Annotated in this window: 22 protein-coding genes and 1 pseudogene; 7 read left to right on the forward strand and 16 right to left on the reverse strand. The window is 32.3% G+C overall.

The annotated features are described in order from the left end of the window. The 8 genes and pseudogenes from BX659_RS19500 to BX659_RS15350 form a co-directional block, all read right to left on the reverse strand. A pseudogene (locus tag BX659_RS19500) lies at positions 1 to 697 on the reverse strand (IS3 family transposase); the annotation flags it as partial. A 170-nt stretch (positions 698 to 867) separates the two neighbouring features. Continuing rightward, positions 868 to 2,376, reverse strand: a complete 1,509-nt coding sequence (locus tag BX659_RS15320; RefSeq protein WP_097019198.1) for an alpha-glucosidase/alpha-galactosidase — start codon at positions 2,374 to 2,376, stop codon at positions 868 to 870. A 116-nt stretch (positions 2,377 to 2,492) separates the two neighbouring features. Beyond that, entirely contained in the window at positions 2,493 to 3,851 is a 1,359-nt protein-coding gene (locus BX659_RS15325) for a hypothetical protein (protein WP_097019199.1), read from the reverse strand. Between the two features lie 172 nt (positions 3,852 to 4,023). Beyond that, on the reverse strand, positions 4,024 to 5,085 hold the full coding sequence (locus BX659_RS15330) for an ABC transporter ATP-binding protein (RefSeq protein WP_097019200.1): 1,062 nt from the start codon (positions 5,083 to 5,085) through the stop codon (positions 4,024 to 4,026). Further along, positions 5,085 to 6,110, reverse strand: coding sequence for an ABC transporter ATP-binding protein (locus tag BX659_RS15335; protein WP_253250798.1), 1,026 nt, complete (start codon positions 6,108 to 6,110; stop codon positions 5,085 to 5,087). The genes BX659_RS15330 and BX659_RS15335 overlap by 1 nt, the downstream gene beginning before the upstream one ends. Before the next feature lie 28 nt (positions 6,111 to 6,138). Continuing rightward, entirely contained in the window at positions 6,139 to 7,284 is a 1,146-nt protein-coding gene (locus tag BX659_RS15340) for an ABC transporter permease (protein WP_253250799.1), read from the reverse strand. Next, positions 7,277 to 8,272, reverse strand: coding sequence for an ABC transporter permease (locus BX659_RS15345; protein WP_097019201.1), 996 nt, complete (start codon positions 8,270 to 8,272; stop codon positions 7,277 to 7,279). Before BX659_RS15345 ends, BX659_RS15340 begins: the two co-directional genes overlap by 8 nt. 86 nt (positions 8,273 to 8,358) lie before the next feature. Continuing rightward, entirely contained in the window at positions 8,359 to 10,446 is a 2,088-nt protein-coding gene (locus BX659_RS15350) for an ABC transporter substrate-binding protein (RefSeq protein WP_097019202.1), read from the reverse strand. Positions 10,447 to 11,414: 968 nt separating this feature from the next. Between BX659_RS15350 and BX659_RS15355 the strand changes: the two genes are divergently transcribed. Continuing rightward, positions 11,415 to 12,263: an AraC family transcriptional regulator gene (locus BX659_RS15355; RefSeq protein WP_097019203.1), complete on the forward strand. Its 849-nt coding sequence runs from the start codon at positions 11,415 to 11,417 to the stop codon at positions 12,261 to 12,263. A gap of 101 nt (positions 12,264 to 12,364) precedes the next feature. Here BX659_RS15355 and BX659_RS15360 read toward each other — a convergent pair whose 3' ends face one another. The 6 genes from BX659_RS15360 to thrC form a co-directional block, all read right to left on the reverse strand. Continuing rightward, positions 12,365 to 13,954 (reverse strand): solute:sodium symporter family transporter, encoded by a 1,590-nt coding sequence (locus tag BX659_RS15360; protein WP_097019204.1) that lies wholly within the window; start codon positions 13,952 to 13,954, stop codon positions 12,365 to 12,367. Between the two features lie 662 nt (positions 13,955 to 14,616). After that, positions 14,617 to 15,561 (reverse strand): DUF5107 domain-containing protein, encoded by a 945-nt coding sequence (locus BX659_RS15365; protein ID WP_097019205.1) that lies wholly within the window; start codon positions 15,559 to 15,561, stop codon positions 14,617 to 14,619. A 112-nt stretch (positions 15,562 to 15,673) separates the two neighbouring features. Beyond that, positions 15,674 to 16,906, reverse strand: coding sequence for an ROK family transcriptional regulator (locus BX659_RS15370; protein WP_097019206.1), 1,233 nt, complete (start codon positions 16,904 to 16,906; stop codon positions 15,674 to 15,676). Positions 16,907 to 17,065: 159 nt separating this feature from the next. Then, the gene (locus BX659_RS15375; RefSeq protein WP_097019207.1) at positions 17,066 to 17,446 is read right to left on the reverse strand and encodes a hypothetical protein; all 381 of its coding nucleotides are present in this window, start codon (positions 17,444 to 17,446) and stop codon (positions 17,066 to 17,068) included. 143 nt (positions 17,447 to 17,589) lie between these two features. Beyond that, complete coding sequence (locus tag BX659_RS19095) at positions 17,590 to 17,766, reverse strand: hypothetical protein (RefSeq protein ID WP_172431987.1); 177 nt, start codon at positions 17,764 to 17,766, stop codon at positions 17,590 to 17,592. A 140-nt stretch (positions 17,767 to 17,906) separates the two neighbouring features. After that, positions 17,907 to 19,403: a threonine synthase gene (thrC, locus tag BX659_RS15380; RefSeq protein WP_097019208.1), complete on the reverse strand. Its 1,497-nt coding sequence runs from the start codon at positions 19,401 to 19,403 to the stop codon at positions 17,907 to 17,909. Positions 19,404 to 19,717: 314 nt separating this feature from the next. On the opposite strand from thrC, the gene BX659_RS15385 reads away from it, so the two are divergent. From BX659_RS15385 to BX659_RS15405, 5 genes are all read left to right on the forward strand, one after another. Next, on the forward strand, positions 19,718 to 20,428 hold the full coding sequence (locus BX659_RS15385; RefSeq protein WP_097019209.1) for an HAD family hydrolase: 711 nt from the start codon (positions 19,718 to 19,720) through the stop codon (positions 20,426 to 20,428). 11 nt (positions 20,429 to 20,439) lie between these two features. Beyond that, positions 20,440 to 20,709 (forward strand): hypothetical protein, encoded by a 270-nt coding sequence (locus BX659_RS15390; RefSeq protein WP_106231941.1) that lies wholly within the window; start codon positions 20,440 to 20,442, stop codon positions 20,707 to 20,709. A gap of 55 nt (positions 20,710 to 20,764) precedes the next feature. Next, positions 20,765 to 21,721, forward strand: coding sequence for a DUF6602 domain-containing protein (locus tag BX659_RS15395; RefSeq protein ID WP_097019211.1), 957 nt, complete (start codon positions 20,765 to 20,767; stop codon positions 21,719 to 21,721). Between the two features lie 249 nt (positions 21,722 to 21,970). Further along, positions 21,971 to 22,441 (forward strand): GNAT family N-acetyltransferase, encoded by a 471-nt coding sequence (locus BX659_RS15400; RefSeq protein WP_097019212.1) that lies wholly within the window; start codon positions 21,971 to 21,973, stop codon positions 22,439 to 22,441. Between the two features lie 16 nt (positions 22,442 to 22,457). Continuing rightward, positions 22,458 to 23,018, forward strand: a complete 561-nt coding sequence (locus BX659_RS15405; protein WP_097019213.1) for a DJ-1/PfpI family protein — start codon at positions 22,458 to 22,460, stop codon at positions 23,016 to 23,018. Positions 23,019 to 23,255: 237 nt separating this feature from the next. Here the strand turns inward: BX659_RS15405 and BX659_RS15410 are convergent, their stop codons facing one another. Then, positions 23,256 to 24,950: an AAA family ATPase gene (locus BX659_RS15410; RefSeq protein WP_097019229.1), complete on the reverse strand. Its 1,695-nt coding sequence runs from the start codon at positions 24,948 to 24,950 to the stop codon at positions 23,256 to 23,258. Between the two features lie 277 nt (positions 24,951 to 25,227). Between BX659_RS15410 and BX659_RS15415 the strand changes: the two genes are divergently transcribed. Then, positions 25,228 to 25,773, forward strand: coding sequence for a DUF3231 family protein (locus BX659_RS15415; protein WP_216358848.1), 546 nt, complete (start codon positions 25,228 to 25,230; stop codon positions 25,771 to 25,773). A gap of 61 nt (positions 25,774 to 25,834) precedes the next feature. Here BX659_RS15415 and BX659_RS15420 read toward each other — a convergent pair whose 3' ends face one another. Further along, the gene (locus tag BX659_RS15420; RefSeq protein ID WP_097019214.1) at positions 25,835 to 26,749 is read right to left on the reverse strand and encodes a hypothetical protein; all 915 of its coding nucleotides are present in this window, start codon (positions 26,747 to 26,749) and stop codon (positions 25,835 to 25,837) included. Between the last annotated feature and the right edge of the window lie 122 nt (positions 26,750 to 26,871).

The raw sequence follows: 26,871 nt of genomic DNA on the forward strand, positions 1-26,871 counted from the left end.
TCTGAAACCCAGACCTTATTTCTTTCTTTTACATCAAATTCTCGATTCAGGATATTCTCATTTACAGGCAAATTATGATTAGAGTTAGTTGTAGCCTTAAATTTTCGTTTCTGGATTGCTTTTAAACCAAGTTCTTTCATTAGTCTTTCTACTCGCTTTTTATTACATCTAATGCCTTGATTTCTAAGCTTTCTATAAACTCTAGGGCTACCATAGCTACCTTTACTTTGCCAGTATATTTCAGATATTTTAAGCTTTAGTCTATCATTTTCTTCTTTTCTTTTACTTGGTTTTCTTTTTAACCATTTATAATATCCTGACCGAGATACTTCTAAAACTTTGCACATCCTCTCGACAGCAAATTCATTACTGTGATCTCGGATGAAACCATATTTCATCTTGGTTTCTGTGAGAAGATGCTTACTGCTTTTTTTAATATATCACGTTCTTCTTGAACAATGCGTAATTCTTTTTTAAGTCTTTTAATCTCTTCCTCTTCTGGTGAAAGCTTTTGTTTGCCATGACCGGGAAAAGCTAGATTACCATTATCTCTATATTCTTTACGCCATCTAATTAAAGCATTATAATCAATACCTAAATCTTGAGCGATATCTTTACAAGTTTTATCTGAATTAAAACTTAATTCAACAGCTTCTCGTTTAAATTGTTCATCATATGTTCTTTTAGATTCAGTCATTTTTATTCCCCCTTGAATGATTATATTATATACCTTAACTTACTGTCTCACAAACAGGGGGAAAGTCAAACTACCTTTAATTAATCTCCAGCCATTCCTAAACCCTCTGGATTTGCTCTATTAAATAATTATAGCAAGCAGGGTTAAGGTCTGTAAAACGCTATAATAACTTACTTATCAACAGCTATTCTGTCTTTGGCTTTATTAGCATTACTAGCATTCTTAGTTGCTTCTTCTCGATTAACCCTCATCTCTTCTACAGTCTTAACTTTTAGGCGAGCAGCCCCTTGATATCCTTCAGCAGTCTCAATTAAATTTTCAGACGCTAATCTCTCTTTGGCACTAGCAATTGCTTCTTGATATTGTGGTAGCCACTCTTTTTCTGCTACTAGCATCTCATCTACCATCTGCCAGATTTCAGGTGGATTACAGACTGCTCCAGTTAAGGGATCCATCATCATCGCTTGACGTAACAAGGTATCATCTCCATTAACAGCTGCCTTAACAGCTAAACGTTGAACACTAATACTTGCATTACAAACAGCAGCACATCCCAACGGTAAATCACCTACTTGAGGAATATTAATTCCGTTAGCGTCAACATAGCCTGGTACTTCTACCACAGCATCATCAGCTAAATTAGTGATTGCTCCATTATTAATCACATTGAAATGCCCCCGATAGATTCTACCTGTCTCCAAAGACTCTATAATATAAGAGCCATGCTCTTCACTACGCTTTTCAGCACTAAACTCTTTAGCAGGCTGCTGTAACCAATTAGGGAAATCAGTCTCAAACCAATTCCGCCCTTCAGTACAGACCCTTAAATATCCTCCTGTCTCACCATTGATCCAATCACTTAAGTCTATCCAATCTTTAATCTCTTCAGGGCGCTTACGATACCAAGGTAGATATTCACTTAAATGTCCATTAGATTCTGTACTATAATAACCAAATCTGCGTAACATATCGATTCTTACTTTCTCAGTCTGGCTATACTCTGGATGATTTTCAAATGCCTCTAATAATTTATCAGTCATATCCTCACCATTATATTTAATCTGAAGATACCAGGTTTGATGATTGATACCAGCACAGATAATATCTACTTCACTCTGTTTTAGACCTAATACCTCTGCTATTTGCTGATGTCCATGCTGCACACCATGACAGAGTCCAATTGTCTTAACCTTACCATACTCATTACATGCCCAAGTAATCATAGCATTAGGATTAGCATAATTTAACATAATACAACCTGGCTCACTAACCTCACGAATATCCTTACAAAACTCCAACATTGCAGCAATTCCTCGCTGACCATACATAATTCCTCCAGCACAGAGAGTATCGCCGACACATTGGTCAATACCATACTTTAATGGAATATCTACATCTAATTTAAAAGCATCTAAACCGCCAATTCTAACTACATTAATCACATAACGAGCACCTTTAAGAGCTTCCCTTCTATCGGTGGTAGCTACTATCTCAATCTCAAGACCATTCTCATCAATATCTCTTTGGCAAAGCTGAGTTACCATCTCTAAATTTCTTTGGTTGATATCGGTAAAGGCAATTTCAATATCATGAAATTCCTCAACTACTAATAAATCACTCAATAAATTCCGTGTAAAGCCTACACTTCCCGCTCCAATAAAGGTCACTTTAAATGGCATAATATCACTCTCCTACTTTATTTATTAATAAAATATAAATCGGTAAATTAGTTTAATCTAATATAATTACAACCTTCTAGAGAATACCTAGAAGGTTGTAGCTTAATTAATTTAAATTAGAAACTAACCTTTAATTTAGTTTTTAGAGAATTACCTTCTCCATCATCAGTATCATCAGAATTACTTCCAGTAATATATTTAGCTTCAGTATTCCAACTAATATTGTCAGATAATTTATGATCCAAACCAGCTGCTAAGTAAGTATATTTAACATAATCATTATTAGCAGATACATCATCAGCAGCTTGCTTTACTAATTTAGCAGTTATCGTAGTAATATCACTCATAGCATATTCAGATTCTAAAGTCAGAACAGTTATATCAGTATTTTCTTCATAGCCATTATTTTTAGTAAACTCTACAGAAGCAGTATTAGTAAATGCTCCAGTAGTATTATCTAAAGCTAACTTAATAGCATTCTTCTTTTCAGGATCATTAGCATGATCATATACAGTATAATCGGCTTTTAAAGTATTGTTATCATTTAATGCAAAGTCACTACCAACATTAAACTTATTATAATCATCATCTTTCTCCAAATCATTATAATAGGATACAAAATCTTCTCCAACAGTTTCAAACTCACCACGTACAGTTACCATATCAGTAAGTACATAGTTAGCATTTACATTGAAGAATGAAGAAGTTGTATCAGCCTCTTTTGCGCTATTAAATGCCAACTGACCATTAACTGTTAAAGCATTACTAACAGTTGACTTAGCTTCTAGGGCTAAGTCAGTAACCTTTTCAGCAGCCTCTCTTGCATGATATAATTTACCAGTAAGCTTAGTAGCACCAAAATCTTTTGCTACAGTTACACCATAGAAATCATCTTCTTTTTCATCTTTACCTAATACAAAAGACCTTACATCTACATCAGCAACAGTTGTAGTTATATCCACCCCTTCCATATCTTCATCATTGATGAAATACTTATCTACCTTAGTACCATTTAAATCCCCTGCTTTAAGTGTAGAAACATCATTAGTGACTGTTAATAAAGCAGTATCCATTTTGAACTGATTTGTATCATCATTTTCACCTAAATCATAACCGGTATTGCTATAAGGTACACGAGTAGCCTCAGCAAAACTATTAGTAATAGTGTCTACAGCTAAGTCGAACTTGATATTATCAACATTTCCTGTGATATTTAGATTAATTGTTTGGTAAAATGCTTTTTCAGCAGGAAAATCATCGCCATCCTTTCTATCCCCTGCTTCAGGCAAATCAATATCTAGCACATCCCCCTCTTGCCATAATTCAGCAGTGGTATCCTCATCCTCCCCATAGTGACCAATCTCAAAAACAGTCTCAACCTCTCCTGTAATCTCCACATTGTCTACAACCGCGAATGCTGGTACCGTTAAAGCTACAACTAAAGCAAACGTAAGTAATAAAGAAATCTTTCTCATTATTATTTTTCCCCCTTTTATTTTATAATGATTATTTTTGAAATATTCAAATAATTTTTAATCTAAGTTATACTTATAGCTTGTAGGAGTTCACCTCCTTTTTGCTTTGATATAATAAAATTTCCTCTGTCAACTTATTTCTATTTATTTAAGCAAATTTTGAAAATCAATTTTATAGATTTATCTTTTGTAAATTTAGCTTTTCACTAAAATGGCAAGCTACTTGATGTCCATCAACTACTTCTTGCAATACAGGTACCTCTACTTTACACTTTTCTTTGGCATAAGGGCATCTTGTATGGAACACACAGCCAGTTGGTGGATTGCTCGGCGATGGAATATTTCCTGATAAAATAATCCGCTTCTGCTTAATAGTAGGATCAGCAATCGGCACTGCAGATAATAACGCTTTTGTATAAGGATGTTTAATATTACTGACTAATTCACTAGTAGCAGCTACTTCCATGACCTTTCCTAGATACATAACCACAATTCTATCAGCAATTCTATCAACTAAAGCTAAGTTATGAGAGATAAAAAGATAAGTTAATCCTAAATCTTTTTGTAGTTTCTTCATTAAATTAATTATCTGCCCCTGAATAGAGACATCCAAAGCAGATACCGGCTCATCCGCTACAATAATATCAGGATTTAAAGCTAAGGCTCTAGCAATAGCAATCCTTTGTAACTGTCCTCCACTAAATTCATGAGGGAATCTAGTTAAATAACTACTTCTTAAGCCTACTGCCTCTAATAAATATTCCACTCTATCCCTGATCTCTTCTTTAGTCCATTTTTTACTATGAAAACGAAAAGGTTCACTTAGGATCTCTAAAATATTCATTCTCGGATTCAAAGAAGAATAGGGATCTTGAAAGATCATCTGTATCTCTTCTCGTAATTTAGCTAAATATTCTCTTTCGATATTAGCAATATCTAGCTTTTTCTTATCTTTAATTGCCTTCTTAGGATAATAGTTAATCTCCCCTTCAGTAGAGTCATAGATCTTCATTACACAGCGACCTAAGGTGGACTTCCCACAACCGCTCTCTCCAACTAAAGCCACAGTCTCACCTCTTTTAATCTTAATACTTACATCATCAACTGCTTTAACATGAGCAACCGTCTTTTTAAAGATTCCTTTTTGAATCGGAAAGTATTTCTTTAAATTCCTAATTTCAATAATTACATCTTTATCTTCTTCGCTATAATTATTCTCAAGCTCTACTGCCATTAGCTCTCATCCCCCTTATATAGCCAACATTTAGTAATATGACCTGGCTTTACTTCAATCATTGGTGGATTTTGATACTTGCTAGGACACTGATTATTACAACGGGTCTGAAATCGACATCCAACTGGTATATTAAAGGGGTCTGGAACTGTACCTTCAATAACTTCAAACTCCCTACCCCTATTTTGACCTAAAATAGGAATCGATTTTAATAATGCCTTAGTATAAGGGTGCTGTGGTGAATGAAAGATATCCAGCACATCACCATACTCTACTACCTCTCCTAAGTACATTACAGCTACCTTATCTGCTACCTGAGCAACAACGCCTAAATCATGGCTAATCATCAACATAGATGTTTTAAATTCTTCCTGTAATTCTTTCATTAACTCAAGTATTCCAGCCTGAATAGTAACATCAATAGCTGTAGTTGGCTCATCAGCAATCAATAAGGTTGGATTACAAGCAAGACCAATAGCAATCATCACTCTCTGTCTCATTCCTCCACTAAACTGGTGAGGATATTCATCTACTCTCTGTCTAGGATTTGCAATTCCTACCTTATCTAACAACTCAATTGCTCTTTCTTTTGCCTCAGCTTTAGTCAAATCAGTATGGCGCAATATTACTTCCATAATCTGATTTCCGATGGTGAATACTGGATTCAAAGAGGTCATTGGATCTTGAAAGATCATAGAGATTTCATTACCTCTAATCTGACTATATTCATCACCATCAGGATCAAGCTCTAATAAATTTATAGATTGATCCCCCTGATAATATAATATTTCACCAGTTATCTCTGCTGGAGGCTGGGGTAATAAGCCCATAATCGATTTAGAAGTAACACTCTTACCTGAACCACTTTCTCCTACTAAAGCTACACTAGTATTTCTAGGTATTACTAAATCAACTCCATCAACTGCTCGCACCTTACCTTCTGGAGTATGAAAATGAGTCCTTAAACTCTTAATTTCTAATAATTTATCATCTTTCATATTAGCCACCATATCTTCTGCACTCATAAATTTGCCTCCTTACCATTGATATATTTTAATCTCCATATGGGTCGATAGCATCTCGAAGTCCATCTCCTAAAAAGTTAAATCCAAGAACTGTAACTAATATAAATAATCCTGGTATCATTAGCCATGGATACTGACTAATTGTTTGTAAGTTAGAAGCATTATTTAATAATACTCCCCAGCTAACCATTGGTGGCTGTAAACCTAACCCTAAAAAACTTAATGCACTTTCTGATAAAACAAGTTGAGGAATCGTAATGGTTCCAATTATTATAATATGGCTCAATGCATTTGGTAATATATGCTTAATGATAATATAAGAGGTAGGAGCTCCTAAGGTCTCAGCAGCAAGAACAAACTCCGTATTTCTATAAGAGAGCACCTTTCCTCTAACCTCTCTAGCTAAATCAGTCCAGCTTAAAAAGGCAAAAATACAAATAATACCTGTTAATGTCGCCATAGGAGGCCATTCAGCTGGAATTGCTACACTTAAAGCCATCCATAATGGCAATTTAGGAAACATCTTGATCATCTCAATAATTCGTTGAATTATCATATCAACCTTTCCAGCATAATAACCAGATATAGCCCCAATTGCTGAACCAACTATGACAGTTATTGTTGCTCCTAATAAAGCAATTGTAACCGAAACTCTACTCCCATAAATAATCCTACTCAATAGATCGCGTCCTAATTGATCTGTCCCTAGAATATGGAATGTCACCTGATCTTCTACACCAAATAGATGTAAATCCATCTTAAAAAGACCTAAGACTTTATAACTCCATCCACTAACAAAGAAATTAATAGGATATCTTCTAGCAGTATCCTCTACATATGTTCGCTCCCAAGTGTCAGGATCCATTCCCTCTTCAAGTTTATACACGAAGGGATGCAAATGGAAGTCTCCCTTTTCATCAATAAAATGTATCCTTTGAGGTGGTAAATAAGAATTAGCTACTTTCGAACCTTTATAATCATAAGGACTTAAAAAAGGAGCAAATAAACTAATTAAGATAATTATACTTACTAATACCAAACCAACTACAGCTAAATTATTCTTTTTAAATCTACGAATAACCTTATCCTTAAAGCTCTCTACCTTAACCCTCTCTTCTATTACTACATTCATACTCTGCTGGTCTTTTGAAATACTTAATTGTTCATTACTCATAGCTAACCCTCGGATCTACTAATGCTAATAAAATATCAGATAAAAGATTACCAATAACTAGGGTTACAGAGAGCATCATTAGAAAAGAACCAGCCAAGTACATATCTTGAGTATTTAAAGCAGTAAAGAACATCGGTCCAGTAGTCGGTAAGCTTAAAACAATACTACTTACCATCGCACCTTGAATTAAAAATGGTAATGACATCCCTAAATACATTACTATCGGTTGAATAGCATTTCTAAGAGCATGCTTGAAAATAACATGATTCTTCTTTAAGCCTTTAGCTCGTGCTACCATAATATATTGTTGATTTAAAACATCCAATAAATTAGTCCTCATCACTCGCATATTCCGAGCTGTTCCAGCTAAACCAACAACAAATATTGGTATCCAAATATGCTTTAAGAAATCTATAAATTTAGCCCAATTCCAGTCAGCCATTACATACTCTGGAGAGAAAAATCCTCCTACATGTCCACCAACTTTTACACTAATTAAATACATTAATACTAAAGCCACAAAGAATGGAGGAACAGAAAGAGCTAAAAAAGATAGTACTGTAAAAATGGTATCTACAACTCCATATTTATAAATAGCAGAGAAGATTCCTATTATAACCCCTACTACTACTGAAATCATATGAGCCCCTAAAGCAATCAACATAGTCATCCCTAACCGAGACCAGATTACTTCTGAAACTGGTCGTTTGTAGTTGAAAGAATAACCAAAATCACCTTTTAATACTATATTCTTGATCCAGTTAAAGTACTGAGCTATAAAAGGTTTATCAAGACCATACTTTTTTTCCACCTCTGCTGCTATTCTTTCAGCTTCCAATTTAGATATCCCAGTTCTAGACATTAAGGTACTTTTAAAAGTAGTTAAATAATCTCCTGGAGGTAGATTAATAATAATAAAGGAGATAAAACTAATAACTACTAATAAAGGAATTGCATATAAGATCCTTCTAAGAATATAACTTAGCATTTTTATTCCCCCTTCGTAATTATATAGAATTAGTAATTTGCTTGAAGAATAATCATCCAAGCAAATTACTGTAGGATGAGAATAATCTATTTATAGCTATCTGGTATAACAATCTTATCATGGTGCTGTGGTGTCTTCTGTTCTGCCTTTGGTGTCCACAGAATCTCAAGTGGGAAGTTAGACAGAGTCCAATCATATTGATAAGTTGGAGTATCTGGAGCAATATTTCTAATTCTATTATTAACTCCAATTCCACGTCTTACCTCTATAAGAGGAATGGTATAGCAATTTTTAGTATATATCTCTTGAACCTTAGAGAAAATTTCTGCTTTTTTATCAGGATCTATTGTTACTTGAGATTGTCTTAATAAATCAGCTAGTTTCTCTTCCCAAGCTAATAAATCCCTTTTACCATCATTTGAAGTCAAATGCCACCAAGGAGCACTTTCATTAACTGGTCCAAGTGTTTCTGGTTTAGTATCAGGAACAGTTCTTGCATCTTCTCTGACAATTCTTAGATCATAATCACCAATCATATCTTTTTGATTAGCTACATTTCCTTGTAATGGCTTAACCACTAGCTTAATCCCAATTTCTCTATACATTGGAATTAGTGCTTCTGCTATACTGATACTAGCAGCTTGGTCAGCACTCATTTCTGCTACAATAACTAAATCTTCACCTGTTAACACACCCTCAGTCCAATTTACAATTCCATTACCATCAGTATCTTTAAAACCTAATTTTACTATTATCTCTTTGGCTTTAGCAACATTATACTTATAAGCAGTAACATCTTCATCGTTATAATAAATAGAACCTGATGGATATGCTCCATACCAAGCTTGAACAAATCGTGGATTAGGGAATAAAACTTTAGCTATTCCTTCACGATTAGCTGCATAAGATAATGCTTTTCTAAATTCAGTATTTCTAAATAAATTTCGTTTAGCTTTATCTTTTTCAGTTTTTACACTAGCATACTTTGACATATTAACATATACATGATATCCAGAATCAAAAGGACCAAAGTTAATATCAATATAATCTTTTTGTAAAGTAGCCTGTTTAATCATAGAAAAAGTACTTGGATTCTCAATATTAGTCCTATCACCAGAACCATTAATTAAATTCAAGGTTCTAACCTCTCCAGACTTAGCTTCTGTAAACCAGACCTCATCAAAATATGGTAACTGCTTACCTTCTTCATCTACCTGCCAGAAGTAAGGGTTTCTAGTTAATATCAGCATCTGTCCTGTTCTGTATTCTACTGGAACATAAGGTCCCATAGTTACTACAGGTAATTTAGTTGGAGGAGCTATATTTTCAAATTCACTATAACTCATCTTACTATTAAAAGCAGGATGCTGTGGCTTATAAATATGAGCCGGTGCTATAGCAAACTTATTATTACCAACCATATTGTAAAGGGCAGCAACAGGCTTAGCTACACCAAAGTGCCATTTAATTGTATAGTCATCTACCTTTTCAAGTTCAGTAACCTTACCAGCAAAGGTCCAAGTAGTCGCAGAGGTTATACTCCTGCTGACTTTAGGATCTAAAATCATATGGTTATAAGTAAATAATACATCATCTGCTGTAAATGGTTGGCCATCTGACCACTTAGCCCCTTTAATCAGATTCATAGTTAAAGTCTTACCATCTTTAGACCATTCCCAATCAGTTGCTAATCTAGGAAGAACTTGTGGCTTAGCCATCATCCACATTGGTCCTAATTCAACTAATCCTTCTTGAACAATCTGATTAATTCCAAAATATCCTTGAGTATGCCCTGCTGCCCAGTTCCAACTCTCTACTGGTACTGCAAAGGTATCTCTCCAAACTCCCCCATATTCTCCAATGCCATCAGACATCATTTCTTTTTGAATAACAGCTGGACTTTTAGGTAGTCTCTCTTTAAGAGGAGCTAACTCTCCTTTACTTACTAAACCAGCAAGTTCTGGTGCCTGCTGATAATTTGATAGAGATTTATAAACATACATCTGATCAAGAGTAAGCTTTCCTGCTAACTTTCTATTAGCCTCAGCAGTTACCTCTGCTGTAGGGGGTGTTTTTTTAGTTACTTTTTCAGTTATCTTTTCATCATTGCTACATGCTGAAAAGACAATAATCAACATCCCAATTATAAATATCGTTAATACTCTTTTATTCATGTTCCCACTCCCTCTTTTTATAGTTTTTATAAAGATAGAGAAGATTATATAACTTATAATAGTTATTTCTCACTTAAATAACACCCTCACCCCCTTTCTTTAGAACAATCTCTTATATTCCTATCTAATTACTTGATTTTTTATTAAGATATATTCTTAACCTAAACAAAAAACCCATCTTATAATATCTAAATACATACCACTAGTAGACATTATAAGATGGGCTTATATAATTATAGAATTACCCCAACTTAATTAATTAATTAAATTAATAATACACAAATCAAAGTGTCAATTTATCTGTTTTATAGAATTATTTAACTTATTATGCTTATATTATAATTACCTTTTTGTATAATGTAAATGGAAATATGTTAACTGAATATGGTCTAATGTCAAATAAACCGATTTAAAAATTCTTTTTCTCTACAAGAAAAAATATTTCAAAACATAAATTTAATAGATTATAATTAAAGTCAATATAATATATCCTTAAAATTATTTGAAAATATTTTTTAGTATAATTGAACCTAAAACCCTAAAATACAATAGCCATTATTTAAGTTGATCTTTTTTGACAACCCTTCTATGGTTAGGCCTTCGACACTATACAGAGCTATGAAGATAATTAACTTTACTCCAAATATTAAGTTTCCAAAAATTAATTCTAACCTATTCTTTGAATATATACTGAGTAGATATTCAAGGGAAAATAAATAGTCTTATCGAATATACATAATATCTTCACCTCTATTTTATATAATTAGCTAATATAGTCGACAAAAATGGAGTGAAGTCTTTTTTGTATAACTAAGAATCTTGAAATTACAGCGCTTATTTTTATGAAATTTGCTTAATAGTAAAAAACTATAAGGAGTGCTATTATAAAAAGTTTTTAAATTTAAGAAATAAAGTTAATAGTAGATAAAAGCTTTTGATAAGCTTATTAACTTAAAGGAGGTAATTTTATGTCTGACAACTATTCCCATCAACAACTAGATATTAATGTTGATAGATTACACCTTACTGACATAGACATCTATGTTAGTGGATTTCAAAATTGTGAAGCAAGCTACTACTATGGTCCTGCAGTTAGAGATCACTATTTAATTCACTACATTTATGAAGGTAAGGGTAAATTTGAAGTAAATAATAAAGTATATCAATTGCATACTGGTCAGGGCTTTCTAATCTGTCCTGATATCGTTACTTATTATGAAGCAGATGAAGATGATCCTTGGACCTATGCTTGGATTGGATTTAATGGTCTTAAAGCAGAAAGCTACCTAAAACAAGCTAGTCTTACACAGAAAAACCCTATATTCTCTACTGACCCCAAAAATAATTCAATCGAAAGTATCTTTAAAAAAATGAACTCTACTAAAAATCTTAAGATGGTAAAAGAGATTAAACTACTAGGTCTATTATATTTATTTTTAGCTGAGCTTAATATTATAAGAAATAATAATAAGCTATCCAATAGTGATATATGTACAAAAGAGATTTATCTAAAAAAGGCAGTAGAATATATAGCTAAAAATCACTATAATCATAATTTAAGCATTTCTAAGGTTAGCAGCTATATTGGTGTAAATAGAGGCTATCTCTGGTCTATCTTTAAAGATTACCTTAACCTGTCACCACAAGAATTTTTAATTAATTTTAGAATGGACAGAGCATCTAAACTATTAAAAAATAACTCCTTATCAGTCGCTGATATATCTCGCTCCGTAGGATATCAAGATCCTTTAACCTTCTCCAAGATTTTTAAAAAAGTTAAGGGGATCCCCCCATCAAAATACCGAAAGGATTTATAGAATAAACAATAAAAAGCTAAGGTTGATTCTTTGACAAAGAATCAACCTTAGCTTTTTATTTATAATTTAGTCTCTAAAAATTTACTTACTCCAGCATTGAATTAACCAGCAATTCCTACACTAGAAAACACACTATAAACTGCTATCATTGCAATAGTTATAGCTATTCCAACAGGATATAGTTTCTGCCAAGGAGTTAATTCTACTGCCTTCTTGTCTTCTAATATAAAAGCTGTTTTTCTTGGTTTTAATTTTCCGATAACTAGCATAAGCGCAGAACAAATCACAAATAATACCGCTAAAATGTGTAAAAAGTGTACTCCTGTATCCCAGAATAATTGAGTTATTCCATAAGCAGTAATAAATACAAAGAGTGATATCTTAGCTGCAATTGCTGGTACTCTCTTTGTTACATATCCAATAAATACAATAGTAAAGATAGGTACATTATAGAATCCATTTACAGTTTGCATGTATTGGAAGAATCCTTGAGGTGCCTTAGCAATTAATGGCGCTACACACATGGCAAAGATAGCAAGTACTGTACCAATAATCTTTCCGCTCTTTACAAGCTCTTGATCTGAAGCCTCTGGTTTAAATAATGGTTTAATAATATTTAATGAAAACAATGTTACAGATGAATTTAACGTAGAGTTAAAGGATGATAAAATCGCGCCAAATAGTACTGCTGCAAAAAATCCCACCAATGGCTTTGGCAATACTGCATTAACTAATTTTGGATAAGCATGCATCGGTTCTAAACCAGGTCCGAACATATTATAAGCAATAATTCCTGGTAAAATTAAGAATGCAGGTCCTAATAATTTTAACGCTGCTGCTATAAGAACACCCTTTTGTCCTTCTTTTAAGTTCTTAGCTCCTAATGCTCTCTGCATGATATGTTGAGCTGTACCCCAATAGAAAAGGTTTACTAATAGCATTCCTGTAAACATAGTACTAAAGGGAACAGGATCTGATGAAGAGCCTATTGCATTTAATTTATCTGGTGTATTTTGCATAATAGTTTGGAAACCTTCTATTGGTGAACCTCCACCTAAAGCCATTAAACCAAGAATAGGAACTAATAATCCACCAATAAGTAATCCAATACCATTGATTGTATCAGAAACTGCTACTGCCTTTAAGCCACCAAAAATAGCATAAATAGAACCTATAATACCTATAGCCCAAACTGTAACCCATAAACCAGTCCATTGACTAACACCTAATAATTGTGGAATATTAAACATTCCATTGATAGCTCTCGCACCTGAATAAAGAATAGGTGGTAAAAGATTTAATACATATCCAAATAAAAATAATATAGTAATGATTCTCTTAGTCCCAGAATCAAAACGTTCTTCTAAGAAATCTGGTATAGTTGTAATTCCACCTTTCAAATATCTTGGTAATAAATAAAAGGCAACTATTACAAGAGCAATTGCCGAGCCAACTTCCCAGCCCATTACCGACATATTATCTGTATAACCTTGGGCATTTAATCCGATTAACTGTTCAGTTGAGAGGTTAGTTAACATTAAAGATCCACCTATTACCCAACCAGTTAAACTTCTACCTCCAAGAAAATATCCATCTTTACTGTCCAGATCCTCGTTACGTGTCAACCTATAAGATATTAAAGCAACTAAACCAGTAAAAAATAAAAATGATACAATTGTAAATAGATTCATTATCTTTCCTCCTTATTTGATTAAAAGTGTTCTTTATAAGCTCTCCCAAGATAACTTAATTAACTTATGAAACAAAGTTAGTAAAAATAAAACCCACTAATACCTTAAGAATAGAATCTCTACAACTGCATATTAAAATAGATAATATACAGTTGATAATACTACTCCAAAGATATAGTGGGTTCTTATACTTATTATCAACTTATAACCACTTATAACTCTTAATATATAGTAGAATCTTATATTTTAATTAATTCTAACAGTCTTTCATCTTCTTAATTCATTAAGTCTCTTATAAGGCTACTAAAATATAGATATCCAATTCTAAAGTGAAATAAAAATAAAAGAATTACTAGCCACAGATTAATATAGATTAACACGCATTAAAATCAAATAATAGTTATATTTCTACTTAATCTTTTTATCCGTGTTCATTCGTGTAGATTCGTGGCAGAAATAAGGTTTTAAATTTCTTTTTAGAGTTGTTTATCTATAATTCATACTTCTTGTAAAACTTAATTAATTAAATAAAGTAAGATGGCTAAAAAAATACATTTATCTTAGATACTTATATCAGTAATCCCTTTCACTAAATATAATTATAGTATATAGCCATCATATTGTCAAACATTATTTTATATTTACAGATTTACTTTATTACCTTAATACCTCTCTAGCTTCATCTCTAAGTACCACTTATAACTCTCTCTAGCAGGGATTATAGTAGCTCTACCAATCCTATCTGCTAAATACAGATCATCATAAATACCAGTACAAGGCTCTAAAGCAATATTATAATCACCACGATAGCCACCTTGAGTCTTCCAAACTCCTAAATAAGGCACTTTATCAACTGGGAAGTTATAAATTAAACGCTCCCTAGTATCGGTATACTCCACTCCACACCTTGAGTTCTTTAATCTATGGGGAATATAGAATTTCTCACAATTATTAGCTATTTTGGGTTCAACATTGCTCATATCAATCTTTTTACCACTTTTAGTCTTAACAATTGGATATGAATGTAGCTCACCCCATTCTCCTAAATATTGACTATTCCTTTCTACATTTATTATCTTATCTTCTCCTTGTGGTAAGATAATTTTAGTATTTCGATGGTCACAATTTAATAGAGCATGGGCAGTCCAAATAAACTTAAATTCCTCATCAGAGAAGTTGCTTGCTTTATAATCTATTCTTATCCCATCTTCTTGTAAGCTAACCTTTTTGCTTAATTTATAAGGAAACCTTGGACTATAGACCTCAAATTCAAGTATCTCTTCTTTAATTTGAGCTTTCCATGAAAGAGCCCATACTTCACCATGGTCTGGGATAGGTGTTCCAGCCCAGCTGCCATCTGGATAAAAACTAGCATCTATACTAGGAAAGACCTCATCAAAGCCACTAGAATCAAATTTGGAGAAATCAGCATTATATTTAGGGACCTTGAGTTGTTGATCATTACTTTGAAACAAAAACTCTCTCTTTCTTTCTTTATTAAAGAAAGAAACCATCTTGCTACCATACTCTGGAATAAATTCAGCTCTTAATCGATTATTTTCTATGATAATACTCTTTAATCCTTTATAACTACTCTCTTTAATCACATTAAACCTCCTAAAAAAGCAAATTATCTTGAGAAACAATAAATTATTAAATAAAAAACATAAGTTTCTTATAAACTTATGTAGTTATAAACCTAAAGTAATAGCTTTAATGTTATTTATTACCTTTTTCCAATAATTTAGCACCTTTGAACAATTCTTTTAATACCAAGGTTACTCCACCAATAGTTGCTGCATTCTTACCTAAATCTGTTGCAACTATCTTTGTATCTTTGGCTATAGTCTCTAAGGCTCTAACTTCAACAGTCTCTAAGATAGCTGAAAAGACATAAGACTTAGCTTTAACTATATCCCCTACAATCACTATCATCCTAGGATTTAATATATTTAAAAGGTTAGTAATTCCTATTCCTAAATATCTACCAATATCTTTTAAAAGCTGTTGAGCTAAATCATCACCTTGATTAGCAGCATTACAGACAGTTGTAGTAGTTAACTTCGCTAAATCTCCCTTTACTAAAGAAGTAATCCCTGTCTGTACACCTTGCTTGATTAACTTTCTTGCTCTTTCAACAATTACAGTATTAGAAGCTAAACTCTCTAAACAACCATAATTACCACAACTACATTTTGGTCCATCATTATCTACTATAGTATGCCCTAGCTCTCCTGCACTATAATCAACACCATAATGGAGCTTACCACCAATCATAATTCCAGAACCAATTCCATTACTAATATTAATAGTAATAAAATTATCAATCCCTTTAGCAACACCAAACCAGCTTTCCCCTAAAGCCATAGCCCTTACATCATTGTCAATAAAAGTAGGTATATCAAACTTCTCTTCTATCAAGTCCTTAATTGCGACATCTTTCCAATGATAATGGGGAGCAAAGACAGAGATACCAGTCTGACTATTAACTACACCATGAACCGCCATTCCAATTCCTATAATATCTTCTTTAGCTATTTTATTATTACTAATAATATTCTCAATCAAAGTAAATAGACTCTCTAAAATATAATCCTGATCTATCTTCTCTAATCTCTCATGGGATTCAGCTAGGATATTTGCTTCTAAATCAGTCAATACAATCTCTAAAAAACCAGGACCTAAATTAACTCCTATCACATAGCCAGCCTTAGGATTTAATGTTAATAAGACTGGTGGACGACCTCCACTTGACTCTCCTAAACCAGACTCCTGAATAAATCCTCTCTCCATTAAATCTTTAGTAATCTTAGAAACACTAGCAGGAGTTAATCCTGTAATCTCAGCTATATCAGCTCTAGAAATAGCATTTTTAGTTCTAATCACCTCTAAAATAACAGAGATATTAAGTTGCTTCATCAAATCAAAACTACCTTTTAATAAACCATTCATAATTATCTCAACCCTTACATTTATTAATTTAACTAATTAAGTTTATATTGTTATTATAACATATTAGCTTAATAGTTAAAAGTTTATTTTATTCCCCTATGTATATCTCCTACTTTAGAATAAAACGGGATAAGCAATTATACCTATCCCAAAAGAATCTTATCTTCCTTCTATTTCATTATATATTTCAATAATCTGTTCTTTAGCCTCTTGGGGATCTCTAATCCAATTTGACCAATCTGAATGACTACTAATACATTCTAAAAATTCTACCCATTTATCATCTTCATCACCCTCAGCAATCTCTTCCCAAGGAGCAGGTAAACCTTCTTTTAGTAAGCCTTGCTCACCAGCCTGATAATAGGCCCATAAAATAGCCATAACTAATAGGTTAGGTTCTTCTACAGATTCGGCATGATTATCGTTATCATCACCATTATAATTGACTGATATCTCTATATCCTCGGGGTTTATAGGTTCTGCTGAATTAATTCTAAAGTACCTCTCACATGTAATTTTAGTCGAATATTTATCTGCCATTAATCAAACAACACCTCCTTTTATACTTTTAGATAGTATATATTATGTATCATAGTTAAGTTTCGGTCACATAGAATTTAGATTAAATAAGTGTAGATACTTAATAAGTATCTACACTTATTTAATCTAACACTTTAAATCCTCTAATTATGAAAATCAGGACATGGCCCCAAATCTATAATCCTAAAATTCGTAACTTTTGCTTCAATACATAGATCAAATTTAACACAGAAAGCACGGTCAAAAGGCAACTTCCTCTTATCTTTACAATCTGGCTTACAACAGTCTTTGTGTGAGCCTTGTACAGTATTTTCACTCATAGTTCCCCCTCCTTCCATATTGTGTTAATATATACTATTCATGGTTGATTGATTTTGTCACAAAAGAGCTATTATTCACTCTCATAAAAAAAGGAGTAGAGTCGTAATTACGACTCTACTCCTTTTATAATAATTTTAAGTTATTTTATTCCTAAAATATCCTTAATCTCTGCTGTTATCTCTTGACTAGCACAGCTTCTATTATGTCTAATCTCTTTCTCTTCTAAATCTTGCAAACCTCGGTGAATCTCCAAGCCCGTTACTTGATTTAAAGTATCTAGAATTTTGAACTCATTCTCTTCTTGACTCTCTCCTTCTAAAGCCTCTAAGACTGATTTACTGAACTTATAAGGATTTGCTGTAGAGTCAACTATAGTTACTGTCTGATCACCTGACTCTTTTAAATACTTCTGATAAGAGTCAATCCCTACTGCCGTATGGGTATCTAGAGTGTAGTTATACTCTTCAAAGACTTGAGCAATTGTAGCTTGAGTCTCCTCTTCTGTAGTCCATTCTCCTACAAAAATATCCTTAATCTTCGCTTTAGTAGCTTCATCGATCTCAAATCTGCCAGTAGTCTTTAAGTCATCATACCATCCATTAATCTTCTCAGCATCATGTCCTGTCATCTCAAATAAGAATCTCTCTAGATTAGAAGAGATTAAGATATCCATCGATGGACTGATAGTCTTATGAAAATCACGATTGATATCATAAACACCTGTCTTAAGAAAATCTGTCAAGACCTTGTTTGTATTAGATGCACAGATAAACTTATTAACTGGCAGTCGCATCTGTGAAGCATAATAGGCTGCTAAGATATTACCGAAGTTACCAGTTGGTACACTAACATTTATCTTCTCTCCGGCTTCAATAGCTTCATCTCTAAGTAGATCAGCATAAGCTGCAAAATAGTAAATAATCTGTGGTACTAACCTTCCCCAATTGATAGAGTTGGCTGAAGAGAATTGGTAACCATTCTGATTGATTAATTGATTGAAATCAACATCTCCAAAGATCTCTTTAACAGCACTTTGACAGTCATCAAAGTTACCTTCAACACTGACTACTACCGTATTATCACCCTCTGTAGTCAGCATCTGAGCCTCTTGTACCTTACTTACTCCATCATTAGGATAGAAGACAATAATCTTAATTCCATCTACATCCTTAAATCCTTCTAAAGCTGCCTTTCCTGTATCACCAGAAGTAGCTACTAGGATAACTATCTCCTTATCTGAATCACCCTTTTGAATCGCCTTAACCAATAAGTGTGGTAGTATCTGTAATGCCATATCCTTAAAAGCTGCTGTCGGACCATGCCATAACTCTAAAATATAAGTATTATCATTCAACTTGACAACTGGTGCTATATCCTCTTTAGCAAAAGTATTATCATTATAAGAAGCAGCGATAACCTCTCTGATCTCCTCTTGACTATAATCAGTTAAGAACTTCTCTAATACTTGATAAGCAATCTCTTGATAGCTAAGCTTGCTCATCTGATAAATCTCATCTTTAGTAAAGGTAGGTACATTCTCAGGTACAAATAATCCTCCTGTCGGTACCATCCCTAAACGAATCGCCTCTGCTGCACTGACTAAATCATAATTTGCCCGTGTACTGATATATTTCATCCTACTCCATCCTTTCTACTCGAAATCTCATTTTGCTTAATTATATCAAAGGAAGGGGTGGTTGACAATGCAGAATTGAGAAATCTGATATTAAAAATTTATTAAATCATTTTCAATAAATAGACAACTTTGGAATATTAATTGAAAAAAATTAGATTTTACTGTATTATAGTAATTAATTGGATTTATCTAGAAGAGTTAGAATTTATATTAACGACATGTGTCGTTAATATCTATTATACAGTGATTTAAACGAAGTATGTCGTTAATATAAGAGTTAGACAAAATCAAAAGTATGAAAGTATGGTGGGGAAATGATAGGGAGATTTGAAGTTATAAGTATAGATATGTTTCAGACTTTAGTTGATGTACATACTAGAAGAAATTATATTTGGAAGAGAATTCTTGAAAAAGATTATTCAGAAAAATTAGCTCAAGAATATAGCAATTTGATGGGTGAATTTATTTACAAAAGATTTCATGAAGATGTTATTTTAGCAAAAGAATTCTCAAATTTAAAATCTATTTTTAGAGAGTATTATAAAGAAGTCTTTATAAAGACGGGATTGAAATTTTCGGCTCGAAAAGCTAGTGAAATTTGGGCTAATGAGCATAGTTTAGCTAATCCTTACTCTGATACTAATCATTTTTTTAATTTTATTGGTAAAGCTATTCCAATATGTTTAGTAAGCGATTCAGATATTGATATGATTTCTTCTCATATAGAAAACTTTAACTTTGATGAAGTCTTTATTTCTGAAAAGTTAAAAGCATATAAAAATCAATCTAATGGTAAAGTTTTTAAAAAAGTTATAGAGTATTATAATGTCAAACCTGAAAGAATACTTCATATAGGTGATACATTGTCAGATATAATGGGTGCAAATAGAGTTGGAATCAAAACCTGTTGGATAAATAGAAATGAAGATAAGTGGAAACATGAGATTAAACCTACATATATAATTAATTCTTTAAGAGATATAGCAGATATATTGGGCTTGGAAAAGGAAAATCAAGTTATATAATTATCGAAATCTTGATTTTTAAGAGATGTATAAGAAGAGGGGTTGATTTAGAGCTTAAAGAGAAGAAGGATGTTCTTATTCTAACAGGTGGAGGAGATGGCAGTCCCAATGATGTAATTAAAAGAGCAAATATTATATTTAGACATATTAATGTTAAATCAATTGGAAAAGTTCTTTCTTTAAATACTAATAAAAAACCTGCTAATCAAGATACTAAAGCTCTAAATAGAGTTAAAGAATTGGCATTAAAATTAAATGAGTTAAATAAAGCTAATTATTAATTTTTAGTTATGTGTTTTAGCTAAAATTGAGAATAAATTTTTTAGGGGGGATTAAATGAAAAAAAATAATGAATTATTTGATTTTATGTTGTCTGCAACAAGAAATATGTCAGAAGAATATTATAGAATTCAAAGAAGAGCTACAGAAGACCCTGGTACAGCTGGGGATCAAGGAGAAGAAAATTGGGCATCATTATTTAGAGATTGGCTTTCACCAACTTTTCAAATTGTTACAAAAGGAAGAATTTTAAGTCATGATGGTAAAGCTAGTCCTCAAATTGATATATTAATCCTACAACCTGAATATCCAAAAAAATTAATAGATAAAAAATTATATTTAGCAGGAGGAGTTTTAGCGGCATTTGAATGTAAAGTTACTTTAAAAGCGAAGCATATTCAAGAAGCTATAAGAAATTCAGTAGAAATTAGAAAATTATTTCCAAATAGATTTGGAACACCTTATAAAGAATTACATAGTCCAATAACATATGGTTTACTTGCACATTCTCATTCTTGGAAAAACGAAAATTCTACTCCTATAAAAAATATTGAACAAACTCTTTATCGAGAGGATAAAAAACAAGTCAATCACCCACGAGAAATGTTAGATTTAATTTGTGTTGCTGATTTAGCCACATGGGTGGTTAGTAAAATGACATATATAGGTCCTAATCAAGTTTCAGAGTGGGAAAACTTAAGTCAAATATATGGAAAAGAAGGTTGTGCAACAACATCTTATATTCAGTTTTCTAATCAAATTGAAAGTCAAGTCAATAATTTTACTCCTATTGGTACAACTATTAATTCTATTATTAATAAATTATCATGGGAAAACAAAGAACTGAGAAGATTAGCAGATTATTTTAGACTTGTTAATCTATCTGGGTCTGGGAAAGGATATATGAGAAAATGGGATAATTCTATATATTCAGATGAAATCAGACCAAGAATTTTAGCTGGAGTACTAAGTAATGGAAAATCATGGGATGAATGGTCTATTACCTTTCCTTAGATTAGTGTTATTTTGCAATTAAGACGCTACTTCGCCTAACATGAGATTAGCTACATCCTAATTTAGGTACACAAAAGAAAGATGGGCTGACTTATGTGAGGCTTAGCTTTACTTTGAGATTAGGAGCATTATCGGGACATCGCTAATTTCAGGAACGTTAAAAGAGAAAAATAAATAAATTTAGTCTTTAAGACAAATACAGTTTAAAAGTGAAATCAGCTTTTAACCTTGAAATAGGGGGAACTTATGATGAAAATCAGAGAGATAAGGAAAGATGATATTGAGTTAGTCTGGGAATTAATTAGAAGAAACTTTGATGAAGTTATGATAAATCATCATTCAAAAGAGATCGTTGAAAAATTTAAGGAACATAATAAGCCAGAAAGATTAAAAGAGCAAATGAAATGGAAAGAAATATATGTAGTCAAAAAAGATAATGAAATTATTAGTACAGGAGCAATTGCTAATTTTGGTGATAATGATTCCCCAAAATATTCTATATCTAATTTTTTTGTTAAGCCTGAATTACATGGTCAAGGAATAGGTAGGCTTATGTTTAATCATTTGTTAATATCTATTAAGAAAAAAGATATAGAAAAACTCCATGTGCCTAGTAGTAGAACAGGGCTGGGATTTTATAAAAGAATGGGCTTTGTAGAAGATGAAGTTCAACCTGATAAAAAAGATGAAATAATTTGGATGACAATAGAATTATCTTAAAGTAGAGGTGAATATAATGAAAGTTGCTTTTGTAATTTTTAAGGGAATGACTGCATTAGATTTGATTGGGATTTATGATCCCCTAGTCAGACTAAAGACTATGGGCTTTATCCCAGAGTTAGAATGGGAAATCTGCTCTTATTCTCAACAGGAGATTAATGAATTTACAGGCTTAAAGTTCACTGCTACCAAAACAGCAGTCGACCTCAGTAATTTTGATTTAGTCATTATCCCAGGTGGATTTGGAACTAGAACTTTAATTAAAGATACTAATTTCCTAGAATGGATTAAAACGGCTAAAGGCTGTGATTTGATCGTATCTGTTTGCACTGGTTCTTTATTATTAGGAGCAGCAGGATTATTACAGGATAAAAAGGCTACTACCCATCCTAATGCCTTTACAGAGCTTGAAGGCTATTGTCAAGAGGTCTTGTGTCAGAGAATTATTGATGAAGGGAATATTATCACTGCCAGAGGTGTGACCTCCTCAATCGATTTAGGACTATATCTCTGTGAAAAATTGGCAGGTTATGAGGTTAAAGAAAAGATTAGAAAGCAGATGGATTATAAAAATTAACCTCACTTATATTATGATTTCTGGATCTAAAATAAAAGTTAACTATGATTCTATATAGAGAAAAAGCGACATTTAGAAGGCAGGTGAGTAGGAGTTAGTAAAATCTAACCACCTAACCCCTAACTACCAAAGTGAAAAGTGTCGCAATATCCCCATTGAATTTCACTCTAAATCCACACACATATATACATATAAAAACAACTAATTTACCAACTAATTCAAATAATATATCTTTTATTAACCCTCAATTAAATAATACTCCTCCTTGCCCACAAAAATCAACAAAGCCTTCTTCACCTTCTCCCTATCCTCAAAACTCTTACTCCTTGCATAATCCTCTAACTGCTTTAACCCCTCCGCTTTGACCTCATCTAGCTTATCTCTATCACTCTTCTTCAAATACTTCAGCTCAATAATCCATTCGTACTCCACATCTGGCATTCTTAAATCCTTCTCTAAGTAGATATCAATATAACCCTTCTCTACCTCTCTTTCACTGACTGGCTTGTACGCCTTACTATCAACAAGATAGGAAAATAATATTACCTTAATATACTTCTCATCGAAGTTCTGTAAATCTCGATTCGATAACCTCTTTAAAACATTCTCACTTATATAGTCGATATAAGGCTTTATCTGACCATCATAAGCCAAATTTTCTATAGATTTTCTTAATTCGTTGGTACTTAATCTAATCTCAAACCTACTTTCTAAACTCTTCTCAATATATTCCCAAAAGATAGTCTTAACCACATAATTAGGTATCTTTAAAAAGAGTCTCATCCTCTCTCGCCTATCTATTGTCAACAATCCCATATAAAATAAGAGTGAAACAAAGTATTCATCATCATACATCCTATCGAAAGAAAACTTAGTAACAAGATCAGCTACTATACCTTCATTCAAGATAATCTCTTCTAAGACCCATCTATTCTCTTCATTGCTAACTAAGCGATTTAGCCTACCATAATCGGTCTTTACATTCTCATCTATTAAATCCTCTGGATAAAAACCGGTCATCTGCCACTGATTAAAGAAATACAAGACCATATCTGGATTATAAACCCTCTTTTTCCCACGATGATTAAATAAGTAACCATTATAATTATTCTTCAATTCAACTAAGGATAATTTGTCATCAATCATATTAAATTCACTTATAATTCTATTTACCTCATCTTCTGTAAAACCTAGCATCTCATTAAGTATAGGATTCATAGTCAAATTACTAGCTATATTAAAGCCACTAGTCAGATCATCAAGCATAATTGGAGAAATTCCAGTAATGAAGATTCTATCTATTACACTTTCAGTTCCTATCTTAACTGTCTCATAAAAATCTCTGACAAAACCAGTTGCTCTGATGATATTTTTATAAAATTTACTTTCACCCATAGCAATTATATCATTAGCAAAATGGTCATATTCATCAATTATTAAATAAACTTTTTGCTCTAACTTCTTTACTGCTGTGATAAAAATACTTAAAATAGCACCTATATCTTCAATATCCTTTATTCTAGCTTTAATTTCTAATCCATTATCAAAATATTTTTTATACCTATCTAAACAATCAAAAATCGCATCAATTAAACTTAATCTAAAGGAATTCTCTAATCTATCTTCATTATCTGTATTTAACCCTGAAAAATTTAACTTTAAAATAAGATAACTATTTCTTAATTTAGTTGGATTTTGACCTATGTATAAATCACCAAATAGCTTCTCAAAATTATTCGTCTGGTTAATATCATAATAATGGCTTAAAGTAGATAAAAATAGACTCTTGCCAAATCTTCTCGGTCTGATAAAAAAGAGATACTTAGCTGATAACTTCTCCAATTTCTCAATATAACTTGTCTTATCAATATATAAATAACCTTCTTCACGTAAGGCTCTAAAATCAGAAATTCCATAGGGTAGCTTCACTATTATCACCTCAATTTTATTATATCCTAATTTTTATGGTATTAAAAGTTAAAACCTGACTATCCTCCTATTGAAATTTCTTCATCACCTGGGCACTTTACATTAGATTTTACTTTTATTTCATCACCTATCTTTAAATCTATATTCATAAATTATTCTCCCTTTCTTTTCTGTTATTACAATAATTTTATTCTTGAACATGATAAAATTCAAGATTAATCTGTACTAATGAATAATAAAAAATACCTTGAGAAAAATAAGTGCAGGAGGTGAGATTCAAGTGACCACCATCAAAGATGCTTTAACAGGAATCTTAGGAAATGTAACAGATGATGAGCCTAAAAGTCCAATGCATATAGGAGAGGTAATGAATTTATGGCTTTACCATGGTACACTAACTGAAGCAAATCGCTATGTAGAGATAGCCCTAAATACAACTACCGATGATGAACTAATAGTTGCCTTAAAACATAGCTTTGAAGATTGTAGCAAACAAGTTGCTAAGATAGAAGATCTCTTTAAAAAAGAAGGTATCTCTCTACCCCCAACTCCAACCCCTAAACCACGTTCTAATCCAGATGATGTTCCTTCAGGAGTAAAGCTGACTGATGATGAGATTGCTAATGGACTATCCCTTAAAGTTGTCTCAGCTATTACTCTATGTGCCTCCGGTATCAGCCAAGCAATTAGATCCGATATTGGTACTATGTGGTTAAATTTTCTCTTAGCAAGAGTCAAGTTTGGAGCTATGCTCAATTCATTGATGCGAAAAAGAGGCTGGATTAAAGTACCACCCTATTATTACTCTTCAAAGCGTAGTGAATAAGTATTATATGTTTAACAGGTAAAAACTGATGAGATGAATTCATCTCATCAGTTTTTATTCTTTAAGAATCCTTGGCTTTTCTTTCCCTACTCTTTTGGACATTAGCACAATTCCTACAGGATACACTACAATATTTAGTTCTAGTATTATTGGAGATAAAGGCACTATCACAGTACTTACATCTATTAATCAATGTTGATTCATCAGTAACTGCAAAGGCATAGACTGTTTCAATAGCAGTTTTTAGTGAATCAAACTGCCAAGCAATATTGGTCTTATCCAATTGATTTATTGTAAAACCAATCTTATGTGCTTGAAACTTGCCAGCCATAATTGTAACATTTTCAGTTAAATTACCAGCTTCATTTTGATATATTAATAATTGATTAAAATGTGAAGAGATCATCTTAGCAAAATCTATTATCCACTTAAGCTGTTCAGAATAAAATCTTGAAAAAACAAGGTCTAAGACAAGAGGTCGCTTACCATAGTACTTAGGTGAATCCTCTCTTTTTACTACATCTACACTATTTCTGTACTCTTTAATTACAATATCCCCTTCTTCTGTAAAAGGAGTAAATTGACTTAAATAATCGCTCTCATCCATCATCTTTTCTTTATTAATCAAGTTATTTTCAATCAATAAGACCTTTTTATCACCTATGATATTTCGATTATATACACTAGCACTTATCAAACCCAATAAGCCATATTTTCTAGCAAATATCAAGATATCATTATTTAATTTCTCTTGATCATCTTGATTATCTTCTGCTAATTTTAAGGCACTATCACCAAGATTTATTAAATCCAAAATTAAATCTTCTGCTACATTGAAGGGATTATACATAGTAAAACTTGCTTCTTTAGCTGGAATAATATAAATTTCCCCTACTGAGTTTTCCTTAATCTCATAATCACTATATTTAATCCAATCTGTTGCAAATTGTCCAATTAAGTTAACTTTGCCATCCATTTTATTCACCCTCCTCTTAGTTTATTACATGTAATAGTAGTAACTATTATAACTATTACATATCTTGATTATCATTTTACTCCTCTTTTAATGCCTTGTCAATTGTTTTTTATAAAATAAAA

The organism is Orenia metallireducens, from assembly GCF_003001995.1.
Classification (GTDB): domain Bacteria; phylum Bacillota; class Halanaerobiia; order Halobacteroidales; family Halobacteroidaceae; genus Orenia; species Orenia metallireducens_B.